Annotated in this window: 14 protein-coding genes; 6 read left to right on the forward strand and 8 right to left on the reverse strand. The window is 68.8% G+C overall.

Features of this window, described 5'->3' with window-relative positions:
* Positions 1–9: 9 nt before the first annotated feature.
* The 6 genes from HT136_RS07285 to HT136_RS07310 form a co-directional block, all read right to left on the reverse strand.
* Positions 10–1,410: an aldehyde dehydrogenase gene (locus HT136_RS07285; RefSeq protein ID WP_214198913.1), complete on the reverse strand. Its 1,401-nt coding sequence runs from the start codon at positions 1,408–1,410 to the stop codon at positions 10–12.
* Between the two features lie 108 nt (positions 1,411–1,518).
* Complete coding sequence (locus tag HT136_RS07290; protein WP_246543436.1) at positions 1,519–3,318, reverse strand: tannase/feruloyl esterase family alpha/beta hydrolase; 1,800 nt, start codon at positions 3,316–3,318, stop codon at positions 1,519–1,521.
* Entirely contained in the window at positions 3,318–5,468 is a 2,151-nt protein-coding gene (locus HT136_RS07295) for a TonB-dependent receptor (RefSeq protein ID WP_214198914.1), read from the reverse strand. Before HT136_RS07295 ends, HT136_RS07290 begins: the two co-directional genes overlap by 1 nt.
* The gene (locus HT136_RS07300; RefSeq protein ID WP_214198915.1) at positions 5,469–6,350 is read right to left on the reverse strand and encodes a shikimate dehydrogenase; all 882 of its coding nucleotides are present in this window, start codon (positions 6,348–6,350) and stop codon (positions 5,469–5,471) included. It abuts the gene before it with no gap.
* Between the two features lie 166 nt (positions 6,351–6,516).
* Complete coding sequence (locus tag HT136_RS07305) at positions 6,517–7,734, reverse strand: MFS transporter (RefSeq protein ID WP_246543437.1); 1,218 nt, start codon at positions 7,732–7,734, stop codon at positions 6,517–6,519.
* Between the two features lie 57 nt (positions 7,735–7,791).
* A complete protein-coding gene (locus HT136_RS07310) occupies positions 7,792–8,457 on the reverse strand; it encodes a TetR/AcrR family transcriptional regulator (protein ID WP_214198916.1) in 666 nt (221 codons plus the stop codon).
* 307 nt (positions 8,458–8,764) lie between these two features.
* On the opposite strand from HT136_RS07310, the gene HT136_RS07315 reads away from it, so the two are divergent.
* Complete coding sequence (locus HT136_RS07315) at positions 8,765–10,627, forward strand: bifunctional sugar phosphate isomerase/epimerase/4-hydroxyphenylpyruvate dioxygenase family protein (protein WP_214198917.1); 1,863 nt, start codon at positions 8,765–8,767, stop codon at positions 10,625–10,627.
* A 12-nt stretch (positions 10,628–10,639) separates the two neighbouring features.
* Here the strand turns inward: HT136_RS07315 and HT136_RS07320 are convergent, their stop codons facing one another.
* Positions 10,640–11,398, reverse strand: a complete 759-nt coding sequence (locus HT136_RS07320) for a hypothetical protein (protein ID WP_214198918.1) — start codon at positions 11,396–11,398, stop codon at positions 10,640–10,642.
* Positions 11,399–11,516: 118 nt separating this feature from the next.
* The gene (gene ybaK / locus HT136_RS07325; protein ID WP_214198919.1) at positions 11,517–11,990 is read right to left on the reverse strand and encodes a Cys-tRNA(Pro) deacylase; all 474 of its coding nucleotides are present in this window, start codon (positions 11,988–11,990) and stop codon (positions 11,517–11,519) included.
* A 155-nt stretch (positions 11,991–12,145) separates the two neighbouring features.
* On the opposite strand from ybaK, the gene HT136_RS07330 reads away from it, so the two are divergent.
* From HT136_RS07330 to HT136_RS07350, 5 genes are all read left to right on the forward strand, one after another.
* The gene (locus HT136_RS07330) at positions 12,146–14,359 is read left to right on the forward strand and encodes a penicillin acylase family protein (RefSeq protein WP_214198920.1); all 2,214 of its coding nucleotides are present in this window, start codon (positions 12,146–12,148) and stop codon (positions 14,357–14,359) included.
* 30 nt (positions 14,360–14,389) lie between these two features.
* Complete coding sequence (locus HT136_RS07335; protein ID WP_214198921.1) at positions 14,390–15,082, forward strand: 2'-5' RNA ligase family protein; 693 nt, start codon at positions 14,390–14,392, stop codon at positions 15,080–15,082.
* A gap of 253 nt (positions 15,083–15,335) precedes the next feature.
* The gene (locus tag HT136_RS07340; RefSeq protein ID WP_214198922.1) at positions 15,336–16,727 is read left to right on the forward strand and encodes an MFS transporter; all 1,392 of its coding nucleotides are present in this window, start codon (positions 15,336–15,338) and stop codon (positions 16,725–16,727) included.
* Complete coding sequence (locus HT136_RS07345) at positions 16,724–18,817, forward strand: c-type cytochrome (protein WP_214198923.1); 2,094 nt, start codon at positions 16,724–16,726, stop codon at positions 18,815–18,817. Before HT136_RS07340 ends, HT136_RS07345 begins: the two co-directional genes overlap by 4 nt.
* 220 nt (positions 18,818–19,037) lie before the next feature.
* Positions 19,038–21,560, forward strand: a complete 2,523-nt coding sequence (locus HT136_RS07350) for a hypothetical protein (RefSeq protein WP_343222133.1) — start codon at positions 19,038–19,040, stop codon at positions 21,558–21,560.
* Positions 21,561–21,641: the final 81 nt, after the last annotated feature.

Raw genomic sequence — 21,641 nt, forward strand, 5'->3', positions numbered from 1 at the left:
GCCGCGTCCTCAGATCGGGTAGTGGCCCGGCTGCGTCTCGACCGTCAGCCAGCGCAGTTCGGTAAAACTGTCGATCCCGGCCTTGCCGCCGAAGCGGCCATAGCCCGAGGCGCCGACGCCGCCGAAGGGCATCTGCGCCTCGTCGTGGACGGTGGGGCCGTTGACGTGGCAGATGCCCGACTTGATGCGCCGCGCGACGCCAAGGCCGCGCGCGGTGTCGCGGGTGAAGACGGCGGCAGAAAGGCCGTAGTCGGTGTCGTTGGCGAGCGCGATGGCGTGTTCCTCGTCGCGCGCGTGCAGGAGCGCGACGACCGGGCCAAAGCTCTCGTCGCGGTAGATCTTCATCGCTTCGGTCACGCCCGAGACCACCGTGGCGGGCATCAGCACGCTGTCCGCCATGCCGCCGGTGAGCAGCGTCGCGCCCTTGGCGAGCGCGTCCTCGATCAGCGCGTTGACGTGCTCGACGGTCTTGCGGTCGACGACCGCGCCGAGCGGGGTCGTCCCCTCGCGCGGGTCGCCGGTCGCCATCGAGGCGACCTTGGCGGCGAACTTCTCGGCAAAGGCCTCGGCCACCGCGTCGACGACGATGATCCGCTCGGTCGACATGCAGATCTGGCCCTGGTTCATGAAGGCACCGAACGCGGCGGCCTTGACCGCCTCGTCGAGGTCGGCGTCCTCGAGCACCAGCAGCGGGGCCTTGCCGCCCAGCTCGAGCAGGCAGGGCTTGAGATGCTGCGCCGCGCGGGTGGCGATGATGCGCCCGACGTGGGTCGATCCGGTGAAGTTGATGCTCTTGACTTCGGGGGCGTCGATCAGCGCGCCGACAACCTCACCCGCGTCCTCGGGCGCGTTGGTGACGACACTGACGACGCCCTGCGGGAAGCCGGCTTCGGCGAAAGCCTCGATGATCAGCGCGTGGACGCGCGGGCAGGTTTCGCTGGCCTTGAGGATGACCGCGTTGCCGCAGGCGAGCGGCACCGCGATCGCGCGCACGCCCAGGATGATCGGCGCGTTCCACGGTGCAATACCGAGGATGACGCCGACCGGTTCGCGCACGGCCATGGCGAGGCAGCCGGGCTTGTCGGAGGGGATGATCTCGCCCGAGATCTGGGTGGTGAGCGCGGCGGCTTCGCGGATCATGCCCGCCGCCAGCGTCAGGTTGAACATCGCCCAGCCCGCCGTGGCGCCGATCTCGTGCATCATCGCGGCGACGAAATCGTCCTTGCGCGCCTCAAGCGCTTCGGCGGCCTTGGTCAGCACCGCGCGGCGCGCGTTCGGGCCCATCGCGCCCCATTCGCCCTGTCCGGCGGCGGCGGCGGCCGCAATTGCGGGAATATCCGCCGCTTTCATGGCCTTGGCGCGCGACGCGACCTCGCCCGTCAGCGGGTTGAGGCGTACGAATTCGGACATCCGGTATCTCCCTTGGCTCTGTGGCCCTGATTCACTTGGCTATGATGGATAGCGAATTTTTTCCTATCATCAATAGTAATATCATCGGAGAGCGACCGGGCGCGGCGATCACTCCTGTCGGGGCGGCGGTGCGCAAGTGTAGCGCACCACGCCATCGACCTTGCGGCCCACCGCGATCGTGGGGAAAGCGCAAAGCGGCATGCGCCGTCCGGCAAGGGAGCTGTCGTCCCCGGCTTCGGCGGGGATCGCATCGGGCGCCTTGGCGGCGAGGACCCAGTTCTCGAGGGCGCCGAGGCTGTCGAACCGGCTCGTCGCCGGGCCGCCGCCGCAATGGTTCATGCCCGGCACCGCGAAGACCCGCGCGAAGCTTGCGGCCTGCCCTTTCGATGCGGCGTCGACCTCGCGCCACCAGGCGATCGTGTCGAGCACCGAAAACACCGGGTCGCTCGCGCCGTGGGGCACGATCAGCTTGCCGCCATGTGCGCGAAACTTCGAAAGGTCACTTGCGCGCATGCCCACGTCTTCCCACGGTGAACTCGTGAAGGGTGGAACCTTGGCGTAGATGCGCTTCGCGTCGGTGTCGAAGTCGAAGCCGAGCTGCCACTTGATGAGGCTCGCGGGATCGGCTCCGAGCGCGGTCGGCGGCGAGGTGAACACGGCGGCGAGCGAGCCTCCGCCGAGCAGCACGTTGAACGCGGGCGGCCCGTTGACCAGTCCGACCTTCCACATTGCCCAGCCCGGCGCGGCGATGCCGGTGTCCCAGGGGAAGCGTGCGTAGAGCGCCTTGCCGGCGTGATCGCGCGGGCCGTCGATCATGCGGGTGAGCGCGGTGATCTGCGCGTCCTCGAGGCAGGTGCCCGCGGCGCCCGGCCCGCACTGGTGCTTGCGCAGCTCGGGCACGACCCGCGCGCTGGTGCACTGGCCGACCGCGCCGATCACCCCGTCGGCAAGGCCGTCGTCGCGGTCGCAGAGTGCGAGCGCGGTCTGTGCGACGAGCTGCAGCTGCTCGGGCCGGAACGCGGTCTTGAAGCCCTCGAGCGTCACCGGCTCGCCGCGCGCCTTCAGCACCGAGGCGACCTGCTGCACGTCCCAGGCCTGCGCCAGCGCGGCGCGCGGCAGCGACATGCCCGGCGCCATCGCGACGATGCCGTCGAAGGCCTCGGGATAGCGCTGGGCGAAGGCCATGCCTTCCTGCCCACCCTTCGAACAGCCCCAGTAGAGGTTGGTGCTGCTGTCGTGGCCGTAAAACGCGGCGAGGAGGGCATGGGCGAGCGCGTTGGTCTGCGGCAGGCTGGCGTGGCCATAGTTGCGGCGGGCTTCGGGGTCGAAGCCGAAGACCAGCTCGCCCTGGTGGCTGGGCAGGGTGTTGGCGGTGTTGTCGTGGCCGGAATCCTGCGCGATCACGGCGTAGCCGCGCACCAGCGCGAGCGGGTTGCCCGCGCCGTTGGGGCCGGTCGCATCGCCGACCACGCCGTTCGAGCCGCCCCCGCCCTGGAACAGGAAGCGCTGGTTCCACTTGCCGGGCAGGCGCATGCGGAAGCCGATCGCATAGGGACCGCCGATGCGGCCCTCATGCTCGGCGAAATGCCCCTCGACCAGGCAGTGCGCGGGCAGCGGGGCGGTATCGCCCTCGCGGGTCTTGAGCGTGAGTCCGGCCGGAACCCACGCGCTTTGCGTGACGACGAGCCCCGGCACCGGGCTGGCCGCTCCCAGTCCCTGGCCGAGCGCGGCGCAGCGCGCCTGCGCATCCCCGAGTGCCATGGCGGGCACGGCTTGCGCCGCAGGCGTATCGGCCGCGACCCTCGCGTCCCCCTTGGCGGCGCATCCCGCCACGAGCGTGAGGCTACTGCAGGCCAGCGCGGCACAGGCCAGCCGGGCGCGCGAGGGGCGAGGGGCGCGGCGCGCCATCAGAGCATGGCCTTCAGGCGCACGCCATACTCGCGCGGAGCCCCGTAGAACTCGCTCGTGTTGTTGGTTTGGCCGGTGCTGTATTTTTCCTTGGTCAAGTTCGTCCCCCATATCTCGAACGTCAGGCGGTCGAGCGAGAAGGCCACGGAGGCTCCCAGCAGCTCGTAGGCCTTGAGGCGATCGCGGACGGGATCATAGGCGATATAGGTGTAACGGGAACCCACGTGCGAAACATTCACGCGCGGGGTGATCGTCAGCTCGTCGCCCGCCGCGATGGTGTATTCGGCCGAGAGGTTCCAGGTCCATTTGGGCGAGAACAGGTTGGGCCCGCCCGCGGTGCTCAGGGTGAAGTCTTCGTAGTTGATGCAGGTGTAGGGCGCGGTCGGCGATGGGGTCTGGCCCGCACTGCAGCCGGGCACGTTGCTGGCGCCCGGATAGGCATAGGCGACCCCGCGCGAATCGATGAAGTCGGTGCCCGAGAGGCTGGAATCGGTGTAGGACGCCGTGCCGTTGAGGCGAAGCCCTCCGAGCGCGAGCTGGGCCTGCGCCTCGAGCCCTTTGACCGTCGCATTGGCGAGGTTGATCAGCGTCGAACTCCCGTTGGTGGGGTTGAGCGCGTCGAGCTGGAAGTTCGAGTAATCGTAGTAGAAGGCGCCGAGCTGCGTGGTGAGCGCGCCGTTCAGCAAAGTGCCCTTCCAGCCCAGTTCGTAGTCGATCACCTTTTCAGGCGCGAACGTCGTGGTCGTCGAGGAATAGCCGCCCGACTTGTAGCCCTTGGCGACGAAGGCGTAGAGCAGGTGATCGCCGGTGGGCTCCCAGTTGACCGCGATCTTGCCGGTGACCTGGTCGTCGTTCTCGTGGCCGCCGGGATCCGAGAGGAACACCGTCGCCCCCGGCCGTACCAGCGTCACCGCCCCGCTGCCGTTGACCTTGTAGGTGCTGTAGCGCGCGCCCAGGTCGAACCACAGGTTCGGGGCGGGGTAGTAGCTGATCTGGCCGAACCAGCCGGTGGTGACCTTCTTGTTGCGGATGTCGACGTCGACGTGGACCGCCGCTGCGGGGTTGTTCGAGATGTCTACGAGAATCCGGTTCTGCTGGTAGTAGCCGCCTGCGATCCAGCGCAGCGCGCCGGTCTCGGGCGAGATCACGTTGAATTCCTGGGAATAGACGCGTTCGCGCACGAATTGGCTTTGGGTCAGCGAGGCAGCGTTGGTCCCGTCGACGTCGTAGAAGTTCGTTATGCGCTTGTTCTGGTAGCCCGAGATCGAGCGGAAGTTGACCCCGCCCCCGGTGGTGTAATCGAAGCGCGCGCTGTACTGCTCGGCCTTCTCCGTGTTGGCGGTGGGCGAGTTGTAGTTCAGCGTGTAGATGTCGTCGCTGCGCGCGGCTTCGTAGCGGGTGCCCAGGATCGGGCGATAGGTATAGCCGCCAGTGTCCTTGCGCGCGATTTCGGCCTTCAGGAGCGCGCTGAAAGCGTCCGAGGGATCCCAGGCGAGGCCGAAGCGGCCGGCGTATTCGTTGAGCTTGCCCGGCTGGCCCAGGCTCGGGTCTTCCATCGCATAGTAGCTGTCGCGGTTGCGGTAGATCCCGGCCGCGCGCAGCGCCAGCGTGTCGCTTACCGGGAGGTTGACCGCCCCGTCGATGCCCGCGCGGTTGTAGTTGCCGGTCTCGAGATTGAAATAGCCGCCGTAGTGGCCGAGCTCGGGGTTCTTGCTGGTGATGAAGATCGCACCGCCGGTCGAGTTGGAACCGACGAACGAGCCCTGGGGCCCGCGGAACACTTCGACCGAGCCGATGTCGTAGAAGCTGTTGGTCGAGACGATCGGCGGCTGGAACAGCCCGTCGAAGTAGGTCGCGACGCCGTTGGCCGCATTGGGCGAACCGCTCGCGAGGCCGATGCCGCGGATGTTGACCGCCTGGGTCAGGCCCGCCGCGCTGACCGAGAGGCCGGGCACGGAGTTCTGGAGGTCCGCGATTTCCTCGACCCCGGCGGCGGCGAGGCTGTCCCCTGCCAGGACGCTGACCGCCGAGGGCACGTCCTGCATCGTCTCGGCGCGCTTCTGGCCGGTCACGATGATCTCGTTGGGGCTGACGGTTTCGCTTGCGTCCTGGGCTTTCCTGTCCGGTTCCGCCGCCTCGCTGCGCGGCAATCAGGGCAAGGCGCCTTGCGGCGTGCGCGGCGCGAGCCGCTCGCGAAGCTTGCGCATCATACGGGCACGGTCGGGTTCGAGGCCGGTGAAGCGGCGGAAAGGATCGGCCGCCTGGCCCACCACCATTGCCTCGCCGCCGACCGCCGCAAGGCCGCGCGCGCGCGCGGCGAGGACGAGCTCGCTTTCGCGCGGGAAGTAGATCACGTCGGCCAGCCACTGGCCCGCGCGCAGCAGTTCGGCTGCGAAGGGCATGCCGGGGTGGTCGGTCATGCCCACGGGGGTGGACTGGACCACGCCGTCGGCGCCCGCGATGGCCTCGGCCGCATGGTCGCAGACTTCGACACGGGCTTCGGGGAAGTGGGCGCGCAGGCGCTCGGCCAGAGCGGTAGAGCGCTCGTACGAAACGTCGTGCAGGCGCAACTCGCGGGTGCCCATGCTGAGCAGCGCCCAGGCGGTGGCGGAGCCGGCGCCGCCCGCTCCGGTCTGGGCGACACGTTCGAGCGACCGGCCGGGCAGCTCGCTTTCAAGCAGCCAGCAAAAGCCGACCCAGTCGCTGTTGAAGCCGATCGTGCGGCCTTCCTCGAAGCGCACGCAGTTGACCGCGCCCAGCGCCTGCGCCGTCGCGTCAACCTCGTCGAGCAGCGGGATGACGCATTGCTTGAAGGGGTGGGTGATGTTGACGCCGGTCAGGCCGACGCCGCGTAGAAATGCCAGCGTATCGCCCAGTGCCGCGTCGTCGAGGCCGAGATGGTCGAAGTCGACGAGCATATAGGCGAGCGCGACGCCGTGGTCGAACGCCTCGGCTTCGTGGATGGCAGGCGACTGCGAGGCGAGGATGCCGCGCCCGATCAGGCCGGCGGTCAGCGAGCGCGGGGCGTTCATGGGGCGATTTCCGATCGTGGATTGGGCCGGGCGGACCGTGCGGCCGCGGTGACGTGATGGAGCACGAGCCCCTCCCTGGGAGCGGGCGGCTTGGGTGCAGCCCCTTCATGCCATTTATGTTACGAACTAGTTCCTGTCAAATTAAATTGACGGAGGGGAGGCGGAATCAATCGCACGGTTCGCGTCGGACCAGCGCGGCACACAGCGCGCAGGCAAGGAGGGGGCCGCAAAAGCACGCGAACAGCGTGAACAGCGAGACTTTCGCGGCGAGCAGGTAGCCGCCCATGAGCGGCCCGATGATCGCGCCCGCGCGGCCGATGCCGATCGCCCAGCCGACGGCGGTGGCGCGGATGGTCGCGGGATAGGCCGCCGCCGCGATCGGCCAGACGCCGTTGTAGCCACCCTGGAGCAGCACCCCGATGGCCAGCGCGACCACGAGCGTGAGCGCGACCGGCATCGCGAAGGCGCCGAACACGAGGAGGGTGCCTGCCGCGCCCACCAGCATCGTGGGGACCAGCACGCGCAGGCGCACGCGGGTGGTCAGCACGCTCATCAGGCTCGTGCCTGCAAAAGCGCCGAAATTGTAGATCGCGCCCGCGTAGATACCGTCGGTCTCGGACATTCCGGCCTCGATCGCGAGCTTGGGAATCCAGCTGACGATGAAGTAGAGCACCATCAGGCCGAAGAAGACCGCGCCCCACAGGGCGAGCGTGCGGCCCCGGTATCCGGGCGCGAAGAGATGCGCGAGCCGGTGTCCGCCGCGAGCCCTGTCCGGTGCGGGTGCATGGCGGGGCAGGATGAACCACGCAGCGGGCAGCAGGACAAGCGTAACGAGGCCCGCGCCCAGCAGCATCGTGCGCCAGCCGTGGCTGGGCAGCAGTGCGGCAACGATGAGGCCCGAAAAGATCGCGGCGAAGGGGTAGCCGGCCTGGACGATGCCGACCGCCAGGTCGCGGTGCGCGGTCGGCGCGCTCTCGGCGGCGAGAGCGGCCATCGCGGCGAGCACGGTGCCGATCCCGGTGCCCACCAGCACGCGCATCGCGAAGAGTTCGGCAAGGCTGGAGGCGGCGGCGCAGGCGAGGCTGCCCAGCGTCATGGCGACGAGCGCGGTGAGGATGATCGGGCGGCGTCCGAAGCGGTCGGCGAGCGGGGCGACGAACATTCCGCCGATGGCCATGCCCAGCAGCCCCGCACTGAACAGGCGGCCCATGAGTTCGGGGCCGATCGCCCAATCCGCCTGGAGGCGCGGGGCGATATAGGAGAGGATCGTCACGTCGATCCCGTCGGCCATGTTGATGACGAAGCACAGCGCCACGGCGGCGAGCCCGGCCGGTGTCCAGCGATCCAGCGCGGGGCCGGGCGCTGTCTTTGGAATGGTATTCAAGGTCCTCTCCCGATGGGGCGGAAGCGGCGGCTCGGACAGAGGGACCTGCGGGCGTCGTCAGACGCCCGGGGACACCACGGCCGAGCGCGCCACCCACGCCAGTATGATGTCCGCAACCTGTTTTGCGCGCCGTGCCACGGCCTCGGGGCTGGTCATGTCGACCCCGAAGTTGTGGCTGAAGGTGTGCTGGTTCGAGACGTTGTAGAATGCCAGTGCCGAGATCGTCATGTGCAGCTCGACCGGGTTGATCGCGTCGCGGAAAAGCCCTTCGCGCGCGCCGCGCTCGAGGATGCCCGCGAGCACGTCGATGACCCCGCGGTTCTTCTCGCGGATCGATTCGATTTGGCGCAGGTGCTCGGCGTGGTGGATGTTCTCGTTCATCACCAGGCGCACCAGGTCGGGGTGCTGGGCATGGTAGGTGACGTCGTGCTCGATGATCCGCCGCAAGGCTTCGGCTGCCGTGCCATCGCCCGGCGCGAGCGTGCTCTCGCTGTCGCGCATGCGGTGGTAGGCGCGTTCCAGGACGGCGCGGTAGAGCTCGTCCTTGCCGCCGAAATAGTAGTAGATTTTCCGCTTGCTGGTCTGCTCCGCGATCTCGTCGATGCGCGCGCCGGCCAGGCCCTTCTCGACGAATTCGCGCGTGGCGATGTCGAGGATCTGGTCGATGGCCTCTTCGCGGGCCTGGGCGTGGGAGCGGCGCTGGGGCTTGGCGGGCGTGGTCACGTGGTTCTCCGATAGGGCCTGCCCGGCCTTGCTCGGAGCACGGCGCGGGCACGACTAGACCCGCGTCGCATAACGCCATTCTTGGGCCGCGTCTCCCGGCCTTCATGCTTCCTGTCCCACATCTATGGAACGAACTAGTTCCTAACATTTATGCTTTTGTCAATGGTCCGCGGGTGGTATCAGGTCCGCCAGAGCAGGCAGGCGGGACGAGGAAGGCGGTGGCGCGGCAGGCTTCCCGCGCGCAATCCTCGGGCCGCTTGCCTCTGGCTTCCGGGACGTGTTTCGAGAACAAGGGCTGCGCCGCATCATGAAGACTTCCATCGCCACCGTCAGCGTCAGCGGTGTCCTCGAGGACAAACTCGTGGCCATCGCCAATGCCGGGTACGAAGGCGTGGAGATCTTCGAGAACGACCTGCTTTCCTCGCCGCTTTCGCCGCGCGAGGTGGCGCAGCGCATGGCCGACCTCGGGCTGGTGTGCACGATGTTCCAACCCTTCCGCGACCTCGAGGGCTTGTCAGGCGCCCAGCGGATACGGGCCTTCGACCGGCTCGAACGCAAGATGGACCTGATGCAAGCACTCGGCACCGATCTCCTGCTGGTCTGCTCGAGCTGCTCGCCCCAGGCCTCGGGCGATCGCGAGGCGATTCTCGCCGACCTTGCCGAAGCGGGCGAACGCGCGGGCGCGCGCGGCCTTCGCATCGGCTACGAGGCGCTTGCCTGGGGGCGTCACGTCCACGACCACCGCGAGGCCTGGTCGCTGGTGCGCGATGTCGACCATCCTGCGCTCGGGCTCATCCTCGACAGCTTCCATTCGCTCGCGCGGGCGATCCCCTCGGCCAGCATCGGCGACATCCGCCCCGAGAAGCTGTTCCTGGTGCAAGTCGCCGACGCGCCGCAGCTCGACATGGACCGGCTGAGCTGGAGCCGCCATTTCCGCTGCATGCCGGGACAAGGCGATTTCGCGCTCGATGACTGGGCCGAGGCGATCCGGCGCATCGGTTACGAGGGCTACTGGAGCCTCGAGATATTCAACGACCGCTTCCGCGCGAGCTCGGCGCGCAGCATCGCCTGCGACGGCTACCGCTCGCTCCAGCTCCTGGCGAGCGGGATCGCCAAGATCCCGCCGCTTGCCGAACCGCTCCCGCCCAAAGTCGCCGCGCGCGGGGTCGCGTTCATCGAGTTCGCCGCCAGCCGGGCCGAGGCCGAGGCGCTTGGTGCCACGCTGCGCCCACTGGGCTTTCGTCCCGCCGCGCGCCACCGCAGCAAGGACGTGACGCGCTGGACGCAGGGTGAAGTCAACATCGTCGTCAACTGCGAGGACCAAGGGCTCGCGCATAGCTTCGACGTCGTCCACGGCCTCTCGGTCTGCGCGATTGGGATCACGGTCGATCGCGCCGTCGATGCGCTCGCGCGCGCCGATGCCTTGCGGATTGCCCGTTTCGAGCAGCCGGCGAACCCCGAGGACTGGGCGATTCCCAGCGTGCGCGGGCTGGGCGGAAGCCTGCTCTATTTCGTCGAGGCGCAGAGCGCCGCGGCGATGTGGGCGCACGAGTTTCCGACCCCGCTCGAGGAGCCGCTTGCCGAGCCCCTTGTCGACGCCGTCGACCACATCGCGCAGACCATGCATTCGGACGATTTCCTGAGCATCCTCCTGCTCTACGTCAGCCTGTTCGACATGACCAAGACCGCGCCGGTCGACATCATCGACCCGATGGGGCTGGTCAACAGCCAGGCGGTCGAATCGCGCGATCGTGCGGTCTGCTTCACGCTCAATGGATCGCTGGCGGCCCAGTCGCTCTCGGCGCGTTTCGTCCAGCACTACTTCGGCGCGGGGGTGCAGCACATTGCAATGCACGTGCCCGACATTTTCGCGGTGGCCGAACACGCGATCGCGGCGGGTATCGAGCGGCTGGATATTCCCGAAAACTACTACGACGACCTTGCCGCGCGCTGGGATCTCGCACCCGAACTCCTCGAGCGCATGGCGCGGCTCGACATCCTCTACGACCGCGACGGCGAAGCGGAATATTTCCAGTTCTACACCCGCGCGCTCGAGCGCAGCGTGTTCTTCGAGCTCGTCGAGCGGCGCGGCTACACCCATTACGGTGCGGCCAACGCGCCGATCCGGCTGACCGCGCAAGTGCGCTTCAAGCCCCCCTTCGTGGACTGACCTGAGCGGGCTTCAGAACTCGTGCTGGTAGGCGATGCCGATGCGTTGCTTCTGGCCGAACGAGTTGTGCACGTAGCTGCCGCGCACCGAGACGGTATCGCGCCCGGTCAGGTGGTAGGACAGGCCGCCGGCCGCGGCGATGCCCGAATAGTCGTGCGAACCGCGGGTATAGTTCGCGCCCGCAAGCAGGGTCAGGCGCGTGGAGAGCGGGCGGATCGTGAACAGGCCGACATAGACGCTGTCGGAGCTGATCGAGACGGGAATGCCGTCCTGCATGTCGAGGTCGGTCACTGCCTGTTCGCTCTTGGTATGCGAATAGCCGAAGGGGGCGAAGAACTGCCACCTGCCGGTCTTGAGGCCGAGCTGGCTGAGCGGCACGAAGCCCCCCACCGAAAGCCGGGTCTGCTTGACCCCGGTGTCGAGTTCGCTGCGTCCTGCGGTCAGCGTCAGGATCGCGACCGGGAACAGATACGAGGCCCCCGCCGACCACTGACCCGACTTCGCGATGCGCCCGTTGAACTTGAACTTGGGGCCAACCGCGACCGAGCCCGAGGCCGAGAGTTCGTCCGAATAGGAAACCCCTGCCTTGGTGGCGATCTTGGTCGGGTCCTCGGCGGCCTTCCCCCGTTCGGCGGCCTGTTCGCTGGATGGCTCGCTCGCCTTGTCTTCCTCGGCGCGCAGCGGCGTTGCCAGCGCGATGGAGGCCCCGAGGGTGCAGGCAAGCGCCAGTCGGGGCACGGTGCGAGCCCTGAACTTCGATAGGTTATCCATGCCGCTTCCCCGCCTTTGCCCAGCTTCCACGGCTATGGAGCGGCGAACCACGCGTCAAACGGGTTCCCCCCGTGTTTGGCGGGGGACATCACCTGAGGCAGGCAGGGGGCTTGGGCGGCTAGGCGGCGATGTCGGCGAAACGGGCGCCGAGCACGCGCACGGCTTCGTCTGCGGGCAGGTGGACTTGGAGGCCGCGTTGTCCGCCGTTGAGGAAGATCGCGTCCCACAGGATCGCGGTCTCGTCGATCACGGTGGGGACGGGGCGCATCTGGCCAAACGGGCTGATGCCGCCGATCTTGTAGCCGGTGAGCCGCTCGGCCTGGTCGGCCTTCATCATCGCCGCCGCCTTGGCCCCGAGTGCGGCGGCGGCCTTCTTCATGGAGACCTCGCCATTGCTCGGCGCGACCACGCAGGCCGGCTTGCCGTCGGCGAGCAGCATCAGCGTCTTGAACACCTGCCCCGCATCGACGCCGAGCGCCTGCGCGGCGGCAAGGCCAATGCTGTCCGCCCCCGGGTCGTAGTCGTAGGCGTGCAGGGTAAAGGTAACGCCGGCCTTCTCGAGCGTTGTCGTCGCGCGGGTCGATTGCGCCATGGCGTCCTCCTGCCTCGCCGGTGTGGGAGCGCCGATTAGCGCAGGTGCGCAGCCTGGCCAAGTCCGCGTTCTGGGGACTTTCCCGCGATTGGCGGCCTTCGCGCCTTGCCGCACCTCTTGCCACACCTCTTCGGGCTGCATAGCAGGAGGGAACCATGCTTCGTCTCTTTCCGCTTCGCGCTGCCACTTGTCTCTTCCCCTTGCTCGCCGGACTGGCCCCGCTTCCTGCCCTTGCCGCCGCGCCCGACGCGCGCGCCGAAGCGGCGCGTTGGGCGCGCGAGGCCGCCGCCGTTACCATCACCCGCGACGACTGGGGCATCGCCCATGTCCACGGCGCTAGCGATGCCGATGCGGTGTTCGGGGCGATCTACGCGCAGGCCGAGGACGATTTTCCCCGTATCGAGATGAACTACCTGACCGCACTCGGCCGCGTGGCGGAGGCTGAGGGCGAAGCGGCGATCTGGCAGGACTTGCGCCAGCGTCTCTACGTCGATCCCGAGGAGCTGAAGGCGCAGTACGTGGCGAGCCCGAGCTGGTTGCGCGCGCTGATGCAGGCCTGGGCCGACGGGCTCAACTACTACCTCGCGTGCCACCCCGAAGTGCGCCCGAAAGTGCTCACCCGCTTCGAGCCCTGGATGGCGCTTTCCTTCACCGAGGGCAGCATCGGCGGCGACATCGAGCGCTCGATCCCGCTGACCCGCCTCCAGGGCTTCTACGAGCACCGCCAGATCGCGCCCACCGCGCGCGAGACCGGGGCGGTCAAGCGCGAGCCGAGCGGCTCGAACGGCGTGGCCATCGCGCCCGCGAACACGCGCGATGGCCACGCCCTGCTGCTGATCAACCCGCACACCAGCTTCTACTTCCGTTCCGAACTGCAGATGACGAGCGACGAGGGCCTCGACGCCTATGGCGCGAGCACCTGGGGGCAGTTCTTCATCTACCAGGGCTTCAACGCGAGGTCGGGCTGGATGCACACCTCGTCCGGTGTCGACAATATCGACGCCTTCGCCGAGACGGTGGTGCGCAAGGATGGCAAGCTCTTCACCCGGTACGGTAACGAACTGCGCCCGGTCACACAGACGCGGGTGACGCTTGCCTACCGCACCGCCACGGGCGAGATCGCCCGGCGCACTTTCCCGGTCTACCGCACGACCCACGGGCCGGTGGTGGCCGAGGAGGCGGACGGGCGCTGGATCGCGCAGGCGCTGATGTGGAAGCCGGTGCCCGCGCTCGAACAGTCCTGGCTGCGTACGAAGACCGAAGACCTCGCAGGCTTCCTCGAGGTCGCCGAACGCAAGGCCAATTCCTCGAACGACACGATCTATGCCGACGCGAAGGGCGAGATCGCCTATCTCCACCCCCAGTTCGTGCCGCTGCGCGACGACGCCTTCGACTACACCCGGACCGTCGATGGCGCCGACCCCGCGACCGACTGGAAGGGGCTCCACACGCTGGACACGCTTCCCGCCGCGATCTATCCCAAGGTGGGCTGGGTCCACAACACCAACGACTGGCCCTGGGACGCGGCCGGGCCCGACAGCCCCAAGGCCGCCGATTTTCCCAAGTACATGGACCAGTTCGGCCCCAACTATCGCGGCGTCCACGCCGACGAGGTGCTCGCGGCGCGGCGCGACTTCACCCCCGAGGCGCTGATCGCGGCCGCGTTCGACAGCCATCTGCCCGCTTTCGCGATGCTGCTGCCACATCTGCTTGCCGATTATGACGCGTTGCCTGCGAGCGACCCGCTGCGCGCACAGCTCGCCGAGCCGATTGCGCTGCTGCGCGGCTGGGACTGCCGCTGGGGCTATGCCTCGCAGGCGACCACGCTGGCGGTGTTCTGGGGCGATACCCTGGGCGAGGACCACCGCGCCGCCGCCAAGGCCGCGCGCAAGCAGTTGCCCGACTACATCGCGCAGGACCTTGACGCGGCGACGCGGCTTGCCGCGCTTCACGCCAGTGTCGCGCGCCTCAAACGCGATTTCGGCACCTGGCGCGTCGCCTGGGGCGACGTGAACCGCTTCCAGCGCCTCGATGATGCGATCACCCCGCATTTCGACGATGCCAAACCCAGCCTGCCGGTGCCCTTCGTCTCTTCGGTCTGGGGCTCGCTCGCGTCCTTCGGGGCGAAGACCTACCCCGACACGAAGAAGTACTATGGCACGAGCGGCAACAGTTTCGTCGCGGTGGTCGAGTTCGGGCCCCGCCTGCGCGCCTTCGCGGTGACGGCGGGGGGCGAGAGCGGCAATCCGGCCTCGCCCCATTTCGACGACCAGATCGAGCTCTACGCGCAGGGCAAGCTGCGCAAGGTCTACTTCTACCCCGAAGACCTGACCGGGCACGTCGAGACGCGCTACCATCCCGGTGCCTGAGGCCCTGTCATCTGCGAAGGAAACCCTGACATGAAGCTGCGAGCGATCACCCTTGGCCTGCTGGCCGCGCTCGGTCTGGCCATGCCTGCAGGTGCGCAGGAGAGCCCGCCCGAGGTGAGCCTCGACATCTATGCCATTCCTTCGCCCCGCGTGGTCGATGCCGTGGCCGAGGCCAGCACGAGCCTTGCCCGTCACGGCATGACCAGTTTCTACGCAAAAGGGCAGGCGCCGCACGTCACGCTCTACCTCACGCGCTACGATGCCGGGGTCGAGGCGCCGTTGCTGGCCGCGATCGAAGCCCTGGCCAAGGGAGGCCGCGCCTTCCCGCTGGAGGTGGCGGGGACCGAGCGCACCGCCTCGAACTGGATTTTCCTCCATGTCCAGCCCTCGCGCGCGTTGCAGCAGCTCGCCGACCTGGTGACGGTGACCGCCGCCCCGTTTCGCCGCACCGGGGGCACGGCGCCCGAGTGGATGAGCGCCTACCCCGAAAAGCTGCCCTTCTTCGAGCGTTACGGCTCGCCCAACGTGTTCACCCAGTTCGAGCCGCACCTGACCCTGCTTGCCAACGAGACCAGCCCGGCTCTCGAGGACTGGCTTGCCGAGGCGCAGCGCACCCCTCCCGCGGCCCATGGCTCGGTCGAGGGGATCGGCGTCGCGCGGGTCGACGGGCATGGCCAGATCGTCGAGATCCTCGCCGAATACCGCTTCGAGGGCGCGCGCTGAACCTTGCCTCGGCCGCGGGCAGCGCGCGGCCGTTTATCCCCTGTGCGGACAGGCGCTGCACTTGGGGACCCTCGCGGCGCCCGGCTTGGTAGCAGGGAGGCTGAAGTCTTGCGGGCCAGGTTCGCCCCGGCAAGGTGCGGCCCCGATCCGGGCAAAAGACGCGAAAAAAGGGAAGCAGCGGTCATGGATAGCAAGAAGCCGGTGGCGGGCCCAGCGGGCCTGCCCGAGCGGGCGGGGAACGGAGTGGCGAACCATGGCTGAGCCGCTTCACGCGCAAGCCTTGCGCGCCCCCGAAGCCGCCGCGGTCAAGGTGGGCGGGCTGCCCACCCGCACCAAGGCGCTTTATGGCCTTGGCAATATCGGCAACCAGCTGTTCCGCGACGCGCCGATGATGCTGCTGCTGTTCTACCTCACCAGCATTATCGGCATCGCGCCGGCGATTGCGGGCGCGGCGATCTTCGTGCCCAAGGTCTTCGTCGGCGCGCTATCCGACTTCGCGGTGGGCATCGTCTCGGACCGCAACCTGCATCGCTTCCGCCGGCGCAACTGGCTGCTCGTCGGTGCGGCGCTGGCGCCCGTCGCGATGATCGCGACCTTCTTCGTGCCCCTGGCCGGAACGCTCGGCCAGGTCGCCTACGTGATCGCCACGTTCAGCTTCTACATGCTGACGTTCGCAAGCTTTTCGGTGCCCTTCCTCGCGCATTTCTCCGAGATCAGCGAGGACCCGCAGGAGCGCACCGTGCTGATGGCGTGGAAGCACGCCTGGACCGGCGCGGGGCTGCTGCTCGGCTCGGCGCTCACGCCCTGGCTGATCTACCGCATGGGAGGCGACCGCCTGGCCTATGTCGCGGGGGCGGCCTTCCTGGGGGTGGTCTCCTCGATCAGCCTCGTCACCGCCTGGGCGGCGGTGCGCAAGGTGGCGGTGAGTGAGGCGGGCAGCGACAAGCTGACCTTGCGCGTCCTTCTGGGCACGCTCGCTTTCCGCCCGTTCCGCATCCTGTGCCTTTCGGCGATCTGCATGACGGTCGCGGCGGGGACCTGCTCGGCCGCGCTCGCCTTCTTCATCACCTATGCGATGGGCCGCGCCGACGCGCTGGTGCAACTGGGCATCCTCGTCGCCATCGCGGGCGGGGTGGTGCTGGTTGCCTCGCCGTTCTGGGTCTGGGTGGCGAAGCGGGTGGGCAAGCGCAACGCCTATGTGCTGGGTGCGCTCGGCCACGTCGCGACGCTGCTGGTCTGGTCGAACGCGGGCAGCGGGCCGGGCTCGATATGGGTGACGTATGTGTGCTCGGGCTTCGTTGGCCTGTTCAACTCGGGCTGGGGGCTGATCGCGCTTTCGCTGCTGACCGACGCCATGGCCGCCTCGCGCCAGGCGAGCGGGCGCGACACCGCCGGGGCCTTCGCGGCGATCTGGTCGATGCTCGAGAAAGCGGGAATTGCGCTGGGCGGTACGCTCGTCGTCAGCGCGATCCTGACGCTGGGCGGCTTCGATTCCGCCGCGGCCAAGCAACACCTGGGACAGAGCGCCGAGGCCGTCACGGCGATCCGCTACGCCTTCGGCTACGTCCCGGCTGCGCTCATGGCCATGGCGGCCCTGATCATCTGGCGCTTCGTGCCTCATTCCAGCCCGGAGGACGCGGCATGAAGCCGGTTCGGATCGCTCTGGCGGCGAGTGCGGGGTTGGCGGGCCTTGCCCTGGCGCTGTCGCAGGGCGCGGGCGCCGATACGCGGCGCGAGGCCGACAAGCTCACCTACCATTACGATGCGGGCCGCCAGGGCTGGTACGACGGCGAGAGCGAGCTGACCCCGCAGGCGGTCGCGGGGCCCGCGTTCGGCCAGATCTGGCAGTCGCCGGTGCTCGACGGCTTCGGCGAGGTGCCCGCGCGCCTCTTCGCCTCGCCGCTCTACATCGCCGATCTCGCCTTCGATGCAGGGCCCTTCGCGGGCAAGGCGCTGCCGCTGGCCTTCGCGGTGACGAGCACGGGCTATGCCTATGCCATCCACGCCGGGCCCGACGCGGGGCGCAACGCGGGCGCGGCGCCGGGCGCGATACTGTGGAAGCGCCGCCTCACCGAAACCCCTTGCCAGGACGGGCAGATGGGCAATCTCTCGACCCCGGTGATCGACCGCGCGGCGGGAAGGCTCTACGTGACGAGCTGCCGCGACGACTGGGTCTGGGACGTCCACGCGCTCGACTTGCGCACCGGCGCCGAGATCGCCGGCTGGCCGCTCGAAGTGAGTGCGCGCACGGTGACGGCGGACGTGAACCGCAACGGCACCTCGCATTTCGTGGCCGGGCAGACCTATTTCCAGCGCGGCGCGCTCAATCTCTCGGCCGATGGAGGCAAGCTCTACGTCGCCTTCGGGCCCGACATGCAGGGCTTCCTGGTTTCGCTCGACACCGGGGCCGATGGTCGCGCGAAGCCAGCCATCACGAGCGCGTTTTCCTCGATGCCCAGCGAGACGATGCAGCAGGGCGGCATGTGGGGTGCTTCGGGCCCGGCGATCGATGGCGAGGGGCGCATCGCCATCGCCTCGGGCGCCAGCGTGCTCAACGCGCTCAACCAGGGCGGTATTCCCGGCATCTATCCCGATGTCGACCACGCCTGGGGCCAGTCGATCCTGCAACTGCGCGACGAGCCCGGCAAGGGGCCGGGCACGGGCCTGACGCTGATCGGCGCCTTCTCGCCGTTCAACTACTGCCAGACGGCGGCCTCGGACATCGACATTGCCAGCAGCGGGGTGGTCGCCTTCGACCTGCCCGCGGGAAGCTCGCGCACGGTGCACCTGCTGGGCCTCGGCGCGGCCAAACAGGGCCTTGCCTACCTGCTCGACCGCGAGCACATGCCGGGCAACGTGACGCGCCGCCACGCCTGCAGCAGCGATCCAGCGAGCGATGGTTCGCTGCTCGATCCGGCGGTGCAGCCCGCATTCGGATCGCGCGGGCCGACGCTGGTGTTCGGGCCCTATTCGGACACCATCGGGATGGGCAATTCGGCCAAGAGCCGCAGCGTTCTGGCGCATTTCCGCAGCCGCGACGGGGCCGACTACCTCTACTTCGCGGGCAGCGCGAAGGAGGGCGAGGATTTCGGCACCAACGTGCCGCCCAGCCTGGTACGTGCGCGGGTCGTGGCCGAGCCGGGCAAGGACGCCTACTTGCGGGTTGACGCGCGCGAGATGAGCGTGACCTTGCAGAACCCCGGCCCGCCGGTGGTGACGAGCCACGGCGGCGAGGGCGGTGTGGTCTGGGTGCTCGATCCCAACGCCCCGCGCAGCGTCGACGTCTACCAGAAGGACGCGCCCGGCGCGCGCCTTCACGCTTTCGACGCGCAGACCCTGAAGCCGCTGTGGAACAGCGGCAATGCGCTCTACACTTCGGGCAAGTACAATGAGGTTGCGGCGATGGACGGCATGGTGATCGTCGGCACCGACCGGCTCCAGGCCTTTGGCCTGCGCACCGCCACGACGCCCCGTTTCGCCGATGCCCCGGTGCGCAAGGCGGTGGCGACATCGGATGCGGCGGTGGGCAAGGCGGTCTACGACGCGCGCTGCTCCAGTTGCCACAGCGCGGCGAGTTCGGGCGCCCCGCCGGTGACGGTCTTGGCAACCTACCCGCTCGAGCGCATCGTCTCGGTGCTCACCGAGGGCAAGATGAAGGAAATGGCCGCCGGGCTCAGCCGCGACCATGTCCGGGCCGTTGCCGAGCACGTGCGCGCGCAAGGCGCCCAGCACTGAACCGCGCTCGGCCCGCCGCGCAGTTGCGACGGGCCGAGCCGCCGTGGGGCCTGCTTCTCTTGACGCTGGGCCTCGCCTGTTCCTAGGACCGGAACCCGGATCCCTCCTGCGGGTTGGTGGTTCGACCGTTGTCCTGTCCCGTGGGTGCATCGTGCAATGCGCGAAGGGTAGGCCTCGGCCGATCGCCCGGCCCGATATCCCAGTTCGGAACAGCGCTGACGTGTCCATTGCCTCCCTATCCCGTGTCCACTCCCGCCCCCGTCGTTTCGTGCGTCCTTCGCGGATCGCGCTGCTGACCGGGATTGCCCTGGCTGGCACGGGCTCGGTGCTTGCCGCGCAAGACAACAAGAACGCGGCTTTCGAACTGAGCGGCCCGGCGCTCCTGATGCAGGTCACGCGCGGCGGGAAGACACTGCCGATTGCGCAAGTGCCCAACCTCCAGGCGGGTGATACCATCACGATGCACCTGCCGTTGCCTTCGGACAAGGATGGCGACGAAAAGCACGGCAAGCATGACAAGGACGAGGCGGTCAAGGACCGGGCGAGCGACTTCCTCCTCGTCACGGCCTTCCTGCGCGGTGCGGTCAATCCCCCGCCCGACCAGTGGATCCACTCCGCGCAGGGCTGGAAGTCCAAGGCCAAGGACAACACCCTCGAACTGACGGTGCCGGAGGGCGCGCGCCAGATGGTGTCGCTGCTGGTGCCGCGCACCCAGGGTGCGGAAGGGGTGCTCGAGGACGCGGTGCAGGGCAAGCCGGGCGAATTCGTGCGCGCCGGCGGCGAGCTCTACGAGGCCTCGCTCGACCATGCGCGGCTCGAGACTTTCATGGGTTCGATCCGCGCGCAGGGCGATCGCAACCCCGAGGCGCTGCGCAAGGTGGCGCCGGTGCTTGCCTCGAGCCTGGGCATCAAGCTGCAGAAGGACTGCCTCGACAAGGTGCTCGAGGAACAGGCCTCGTGCCTCGTCGAAGGGCGCTCCTCGCTGGTGCTGAGCGACCTGCACACCAGCTCGCTCGCCGACACGCTGACGGGCACGCCGACCGATCTCGCGCTGCAATTGAGCGCCACGCCGCAGGCGGGATCGGGCACCTATAGCGCCTATATCGGCGTCGCGCGGGATATTGCGCGCCTGCTCGGCGCCTTCAACAACCCCCAGTTCGGCTATCTTCCCGCGCTCGCGATGCGGCGCAAGGACGAGCTCTCGCTGCTGCTCAACACCGCGCCTTCCTTCGCCAAGCCCAAGTCGGTGATGGTGGTGGGCATGCCCGCGATCGAGGCCGACGTGCCGCCGCAGCTGCGCGCGAAGAGTCCGGCCCCGATCTGCGCGGTGCAGGGCAGTGTGGTGTTGCCCGTCGAGGGCGCGCCGCTGGTCTTCGCCACCGACTTTGCCCACGCCATGGCGCTGCGGGTCACCGCGAGCGACGGCAAGAGCCTCGACATTCCCGTCGCGGCGCAGGCCGACCGGGGCGGATACGTGTTCGACTCCGCTTCGATTCCCAAGGGCTTCACCGGGTCGTTGCGCGCGCACCTGCACGGCCAGTGGGGCTTTGCGCCCTTCGAAGGGCCCGACTTCGTGCTCCAGCGCCCCGACGGTTCGGACTGGCAGCCGGTGGGCGAGGAGGGCGCGCTCGTGCTTGGACGCGACAGCACCGCGTTGCTCGCGGGGGGCGCGCCGGGCTGCGTCAGCGCGGTGACGCTCGAGCCCGAGGGCGCGGTCAAGGGCGCAGGAGCGCCGCGCGCGCTCGAATGGTCGGTCAAGGACAACGAGCGGCTGGCGGTTCCCGTCCCGCTCAAGGATGCCCGCCCCGGCCCGGTTCGCCTGACGCTGCACCTGCAGGGCGTGGCGCAGCCGGTCTCGGTCACGCTCGACACGCGCGCCGAGACCAGCCGCATCGACGCCCTCGAACTGCACGAAGGCGATAGGCTGGCGGAGCTTTCGGGCCAGCGGCTCGACCAGGTCCGCAAGATCACGGCGGGATCGCTCGTGCTTGCGCCCGTGGCCGAGGGGCTCGAACGCAGCGACGGGCTTGACGTGCTGCGCCTCGCGGTCGCGGGCGGGGAATTGCCCAAGGCCGGCACTCCCATCCAGGCCCAGGTCGAGCTGGCCAGCGGGCGCACGATTGCGCTTGCCACCAGCGTCGCGCCGCCGCGTCCCTCCGCGCATGTCCTGTCGCGCAGCGTGCGTCTGCCCGCTCCCATGCAAGGCGAGCGAGCGCTGGTGCTTACCTCCGACGACTTCTTGCCCGCGGGCGGGGAACTCGTCTTCTCGCTCGAGGGCGCCGCGGGCCAGCCCTTCACGCGCGACGTGGCGGTCGAGATCGCTCCTTCCTCGGGTGCGGCTCTCGCGCGGCTCGCGATCGGCAAGGGCCTCGTGCCCTCGAGCCCGGGGGTCGTCGTCGGGCGCCTCGATTCCTCGGTCCTGCCGCAAGGGAGCTACGGTCCCTTGCGCTACCGCCTCGTCGAGAGCGGGGTGGCGGGCGACTGGCAGCCCTTGGCGACGTTGGTGCGCCTGCCGCGGATCGAGGGGGTGACCTGTCCCAAGGGCGGGGTGGGGACGTGCACGCTGACGGGACGCAACTTGTTCCTGGTTTCGGCGGTGGCGGGCCACGCCGGTTTCGACGAGGCCATCTCGGTGCCGCCGGGCTTTACCGGCGAGGACGTCAAAGTGCCGCGCCCGGCCGAGGGAAAGCTCTACCTGCGGCTGCGCGACGATGCCGGAGCGGTCGCGACGCTGGACAGCTGAGCCGAGGCGCTCGAGGCGCCTTTCGGTGCCATCGTGGCCCATTCGATTCGAGCCCTTGCCCAAGCTGCGCGAGGCGCGTGA

The sequence above is a fragment of the Novosphingobium profundi genome (assembly GCF_018491765.1).
GTDB classification, from domain to species: Bacteria; Pseudomonadota; Alphaproteobacteria; order Sphingomonadales; family Sphingomonadaceae; genus Novosphingobium; species Novosphingobium profundi.

Excerpts from the sequence above, each read along its gene's own strand:
- HT136_RS07290 (WP_246543436.1), bottom strand. The coding sequence starts at position 3,318 with ATGGCGCGCCGCGCCCCTCGCCCCTCGCGCGCCCGGCTGGCCTGTGCC.
- HT136_RS07340 (WP_214198922.1), top strand. The coding sequence starts at position 15,336 with ATGGCTGAGCCGCTTCACGCGCAAGCCTTGCGCGCCCCCGAAGCCGCC.
- HT136_RS07330 (WP_214198920.1), top strand. The coding sequence starts at position 12,146 with ATGCTTCGTCTCTTTCCGCTTCGCGCTGCCACTTGTCTCTTCCCCTTG.
- HT136_RS07320 (WP_214198918.1), bottom strand. The coding sequence starts at position 11,398 with ATGGATAACCTATCGAAGTTCAGGGCTCGCACCGTGCCCCGACTGGCG.
- HT136_RS07285 (WP_214198913.1), bottom strand. The coding sequence starts at position 1,410 with ATGTCCGAATTCGTACGCCTCAACCCGCTGACGGGCGAGGTCGCGTCG.
- HT136_RS07300 (WP_214198915.1), bottom strand. The coding sequence starts at position 6,350 with ATGAACGCCCCGCGCTCGCTGACCGCCGGCCTGATCGGGCGCGGCATC.
- HT136_RS07315 (WP_214198917.1), top strand. The coding sequence starts at position 8,765 with ATGAAGACTTCCATCGCCACCGTCAGCGTCAGCGGTGTCCTCGAGGAC.
- ybaK (WP_214198919.1), bottom strand. The coding sequence starts at position 11,990 with ATGGCGCAATCGACCCGCGCGACGACAACGCTCGAGAAGGCCGGCGTT.
- HT136_RS07335 (WP_214198921.1), top strand. The coding sequence starts at position 14,390 with ATGAAGCTGCGAGCGATCACCCTTGGCCTGCTGGCCGCGCTCGGTCTG.
- HT136_RS07345 (WP_214198923.1), top strand. The coding sequence starts at position 16,724 with ATGAAGCCGGTTCGGATCGCTCTGGCGGCGAGTGCGGGGTTGGCGGGC.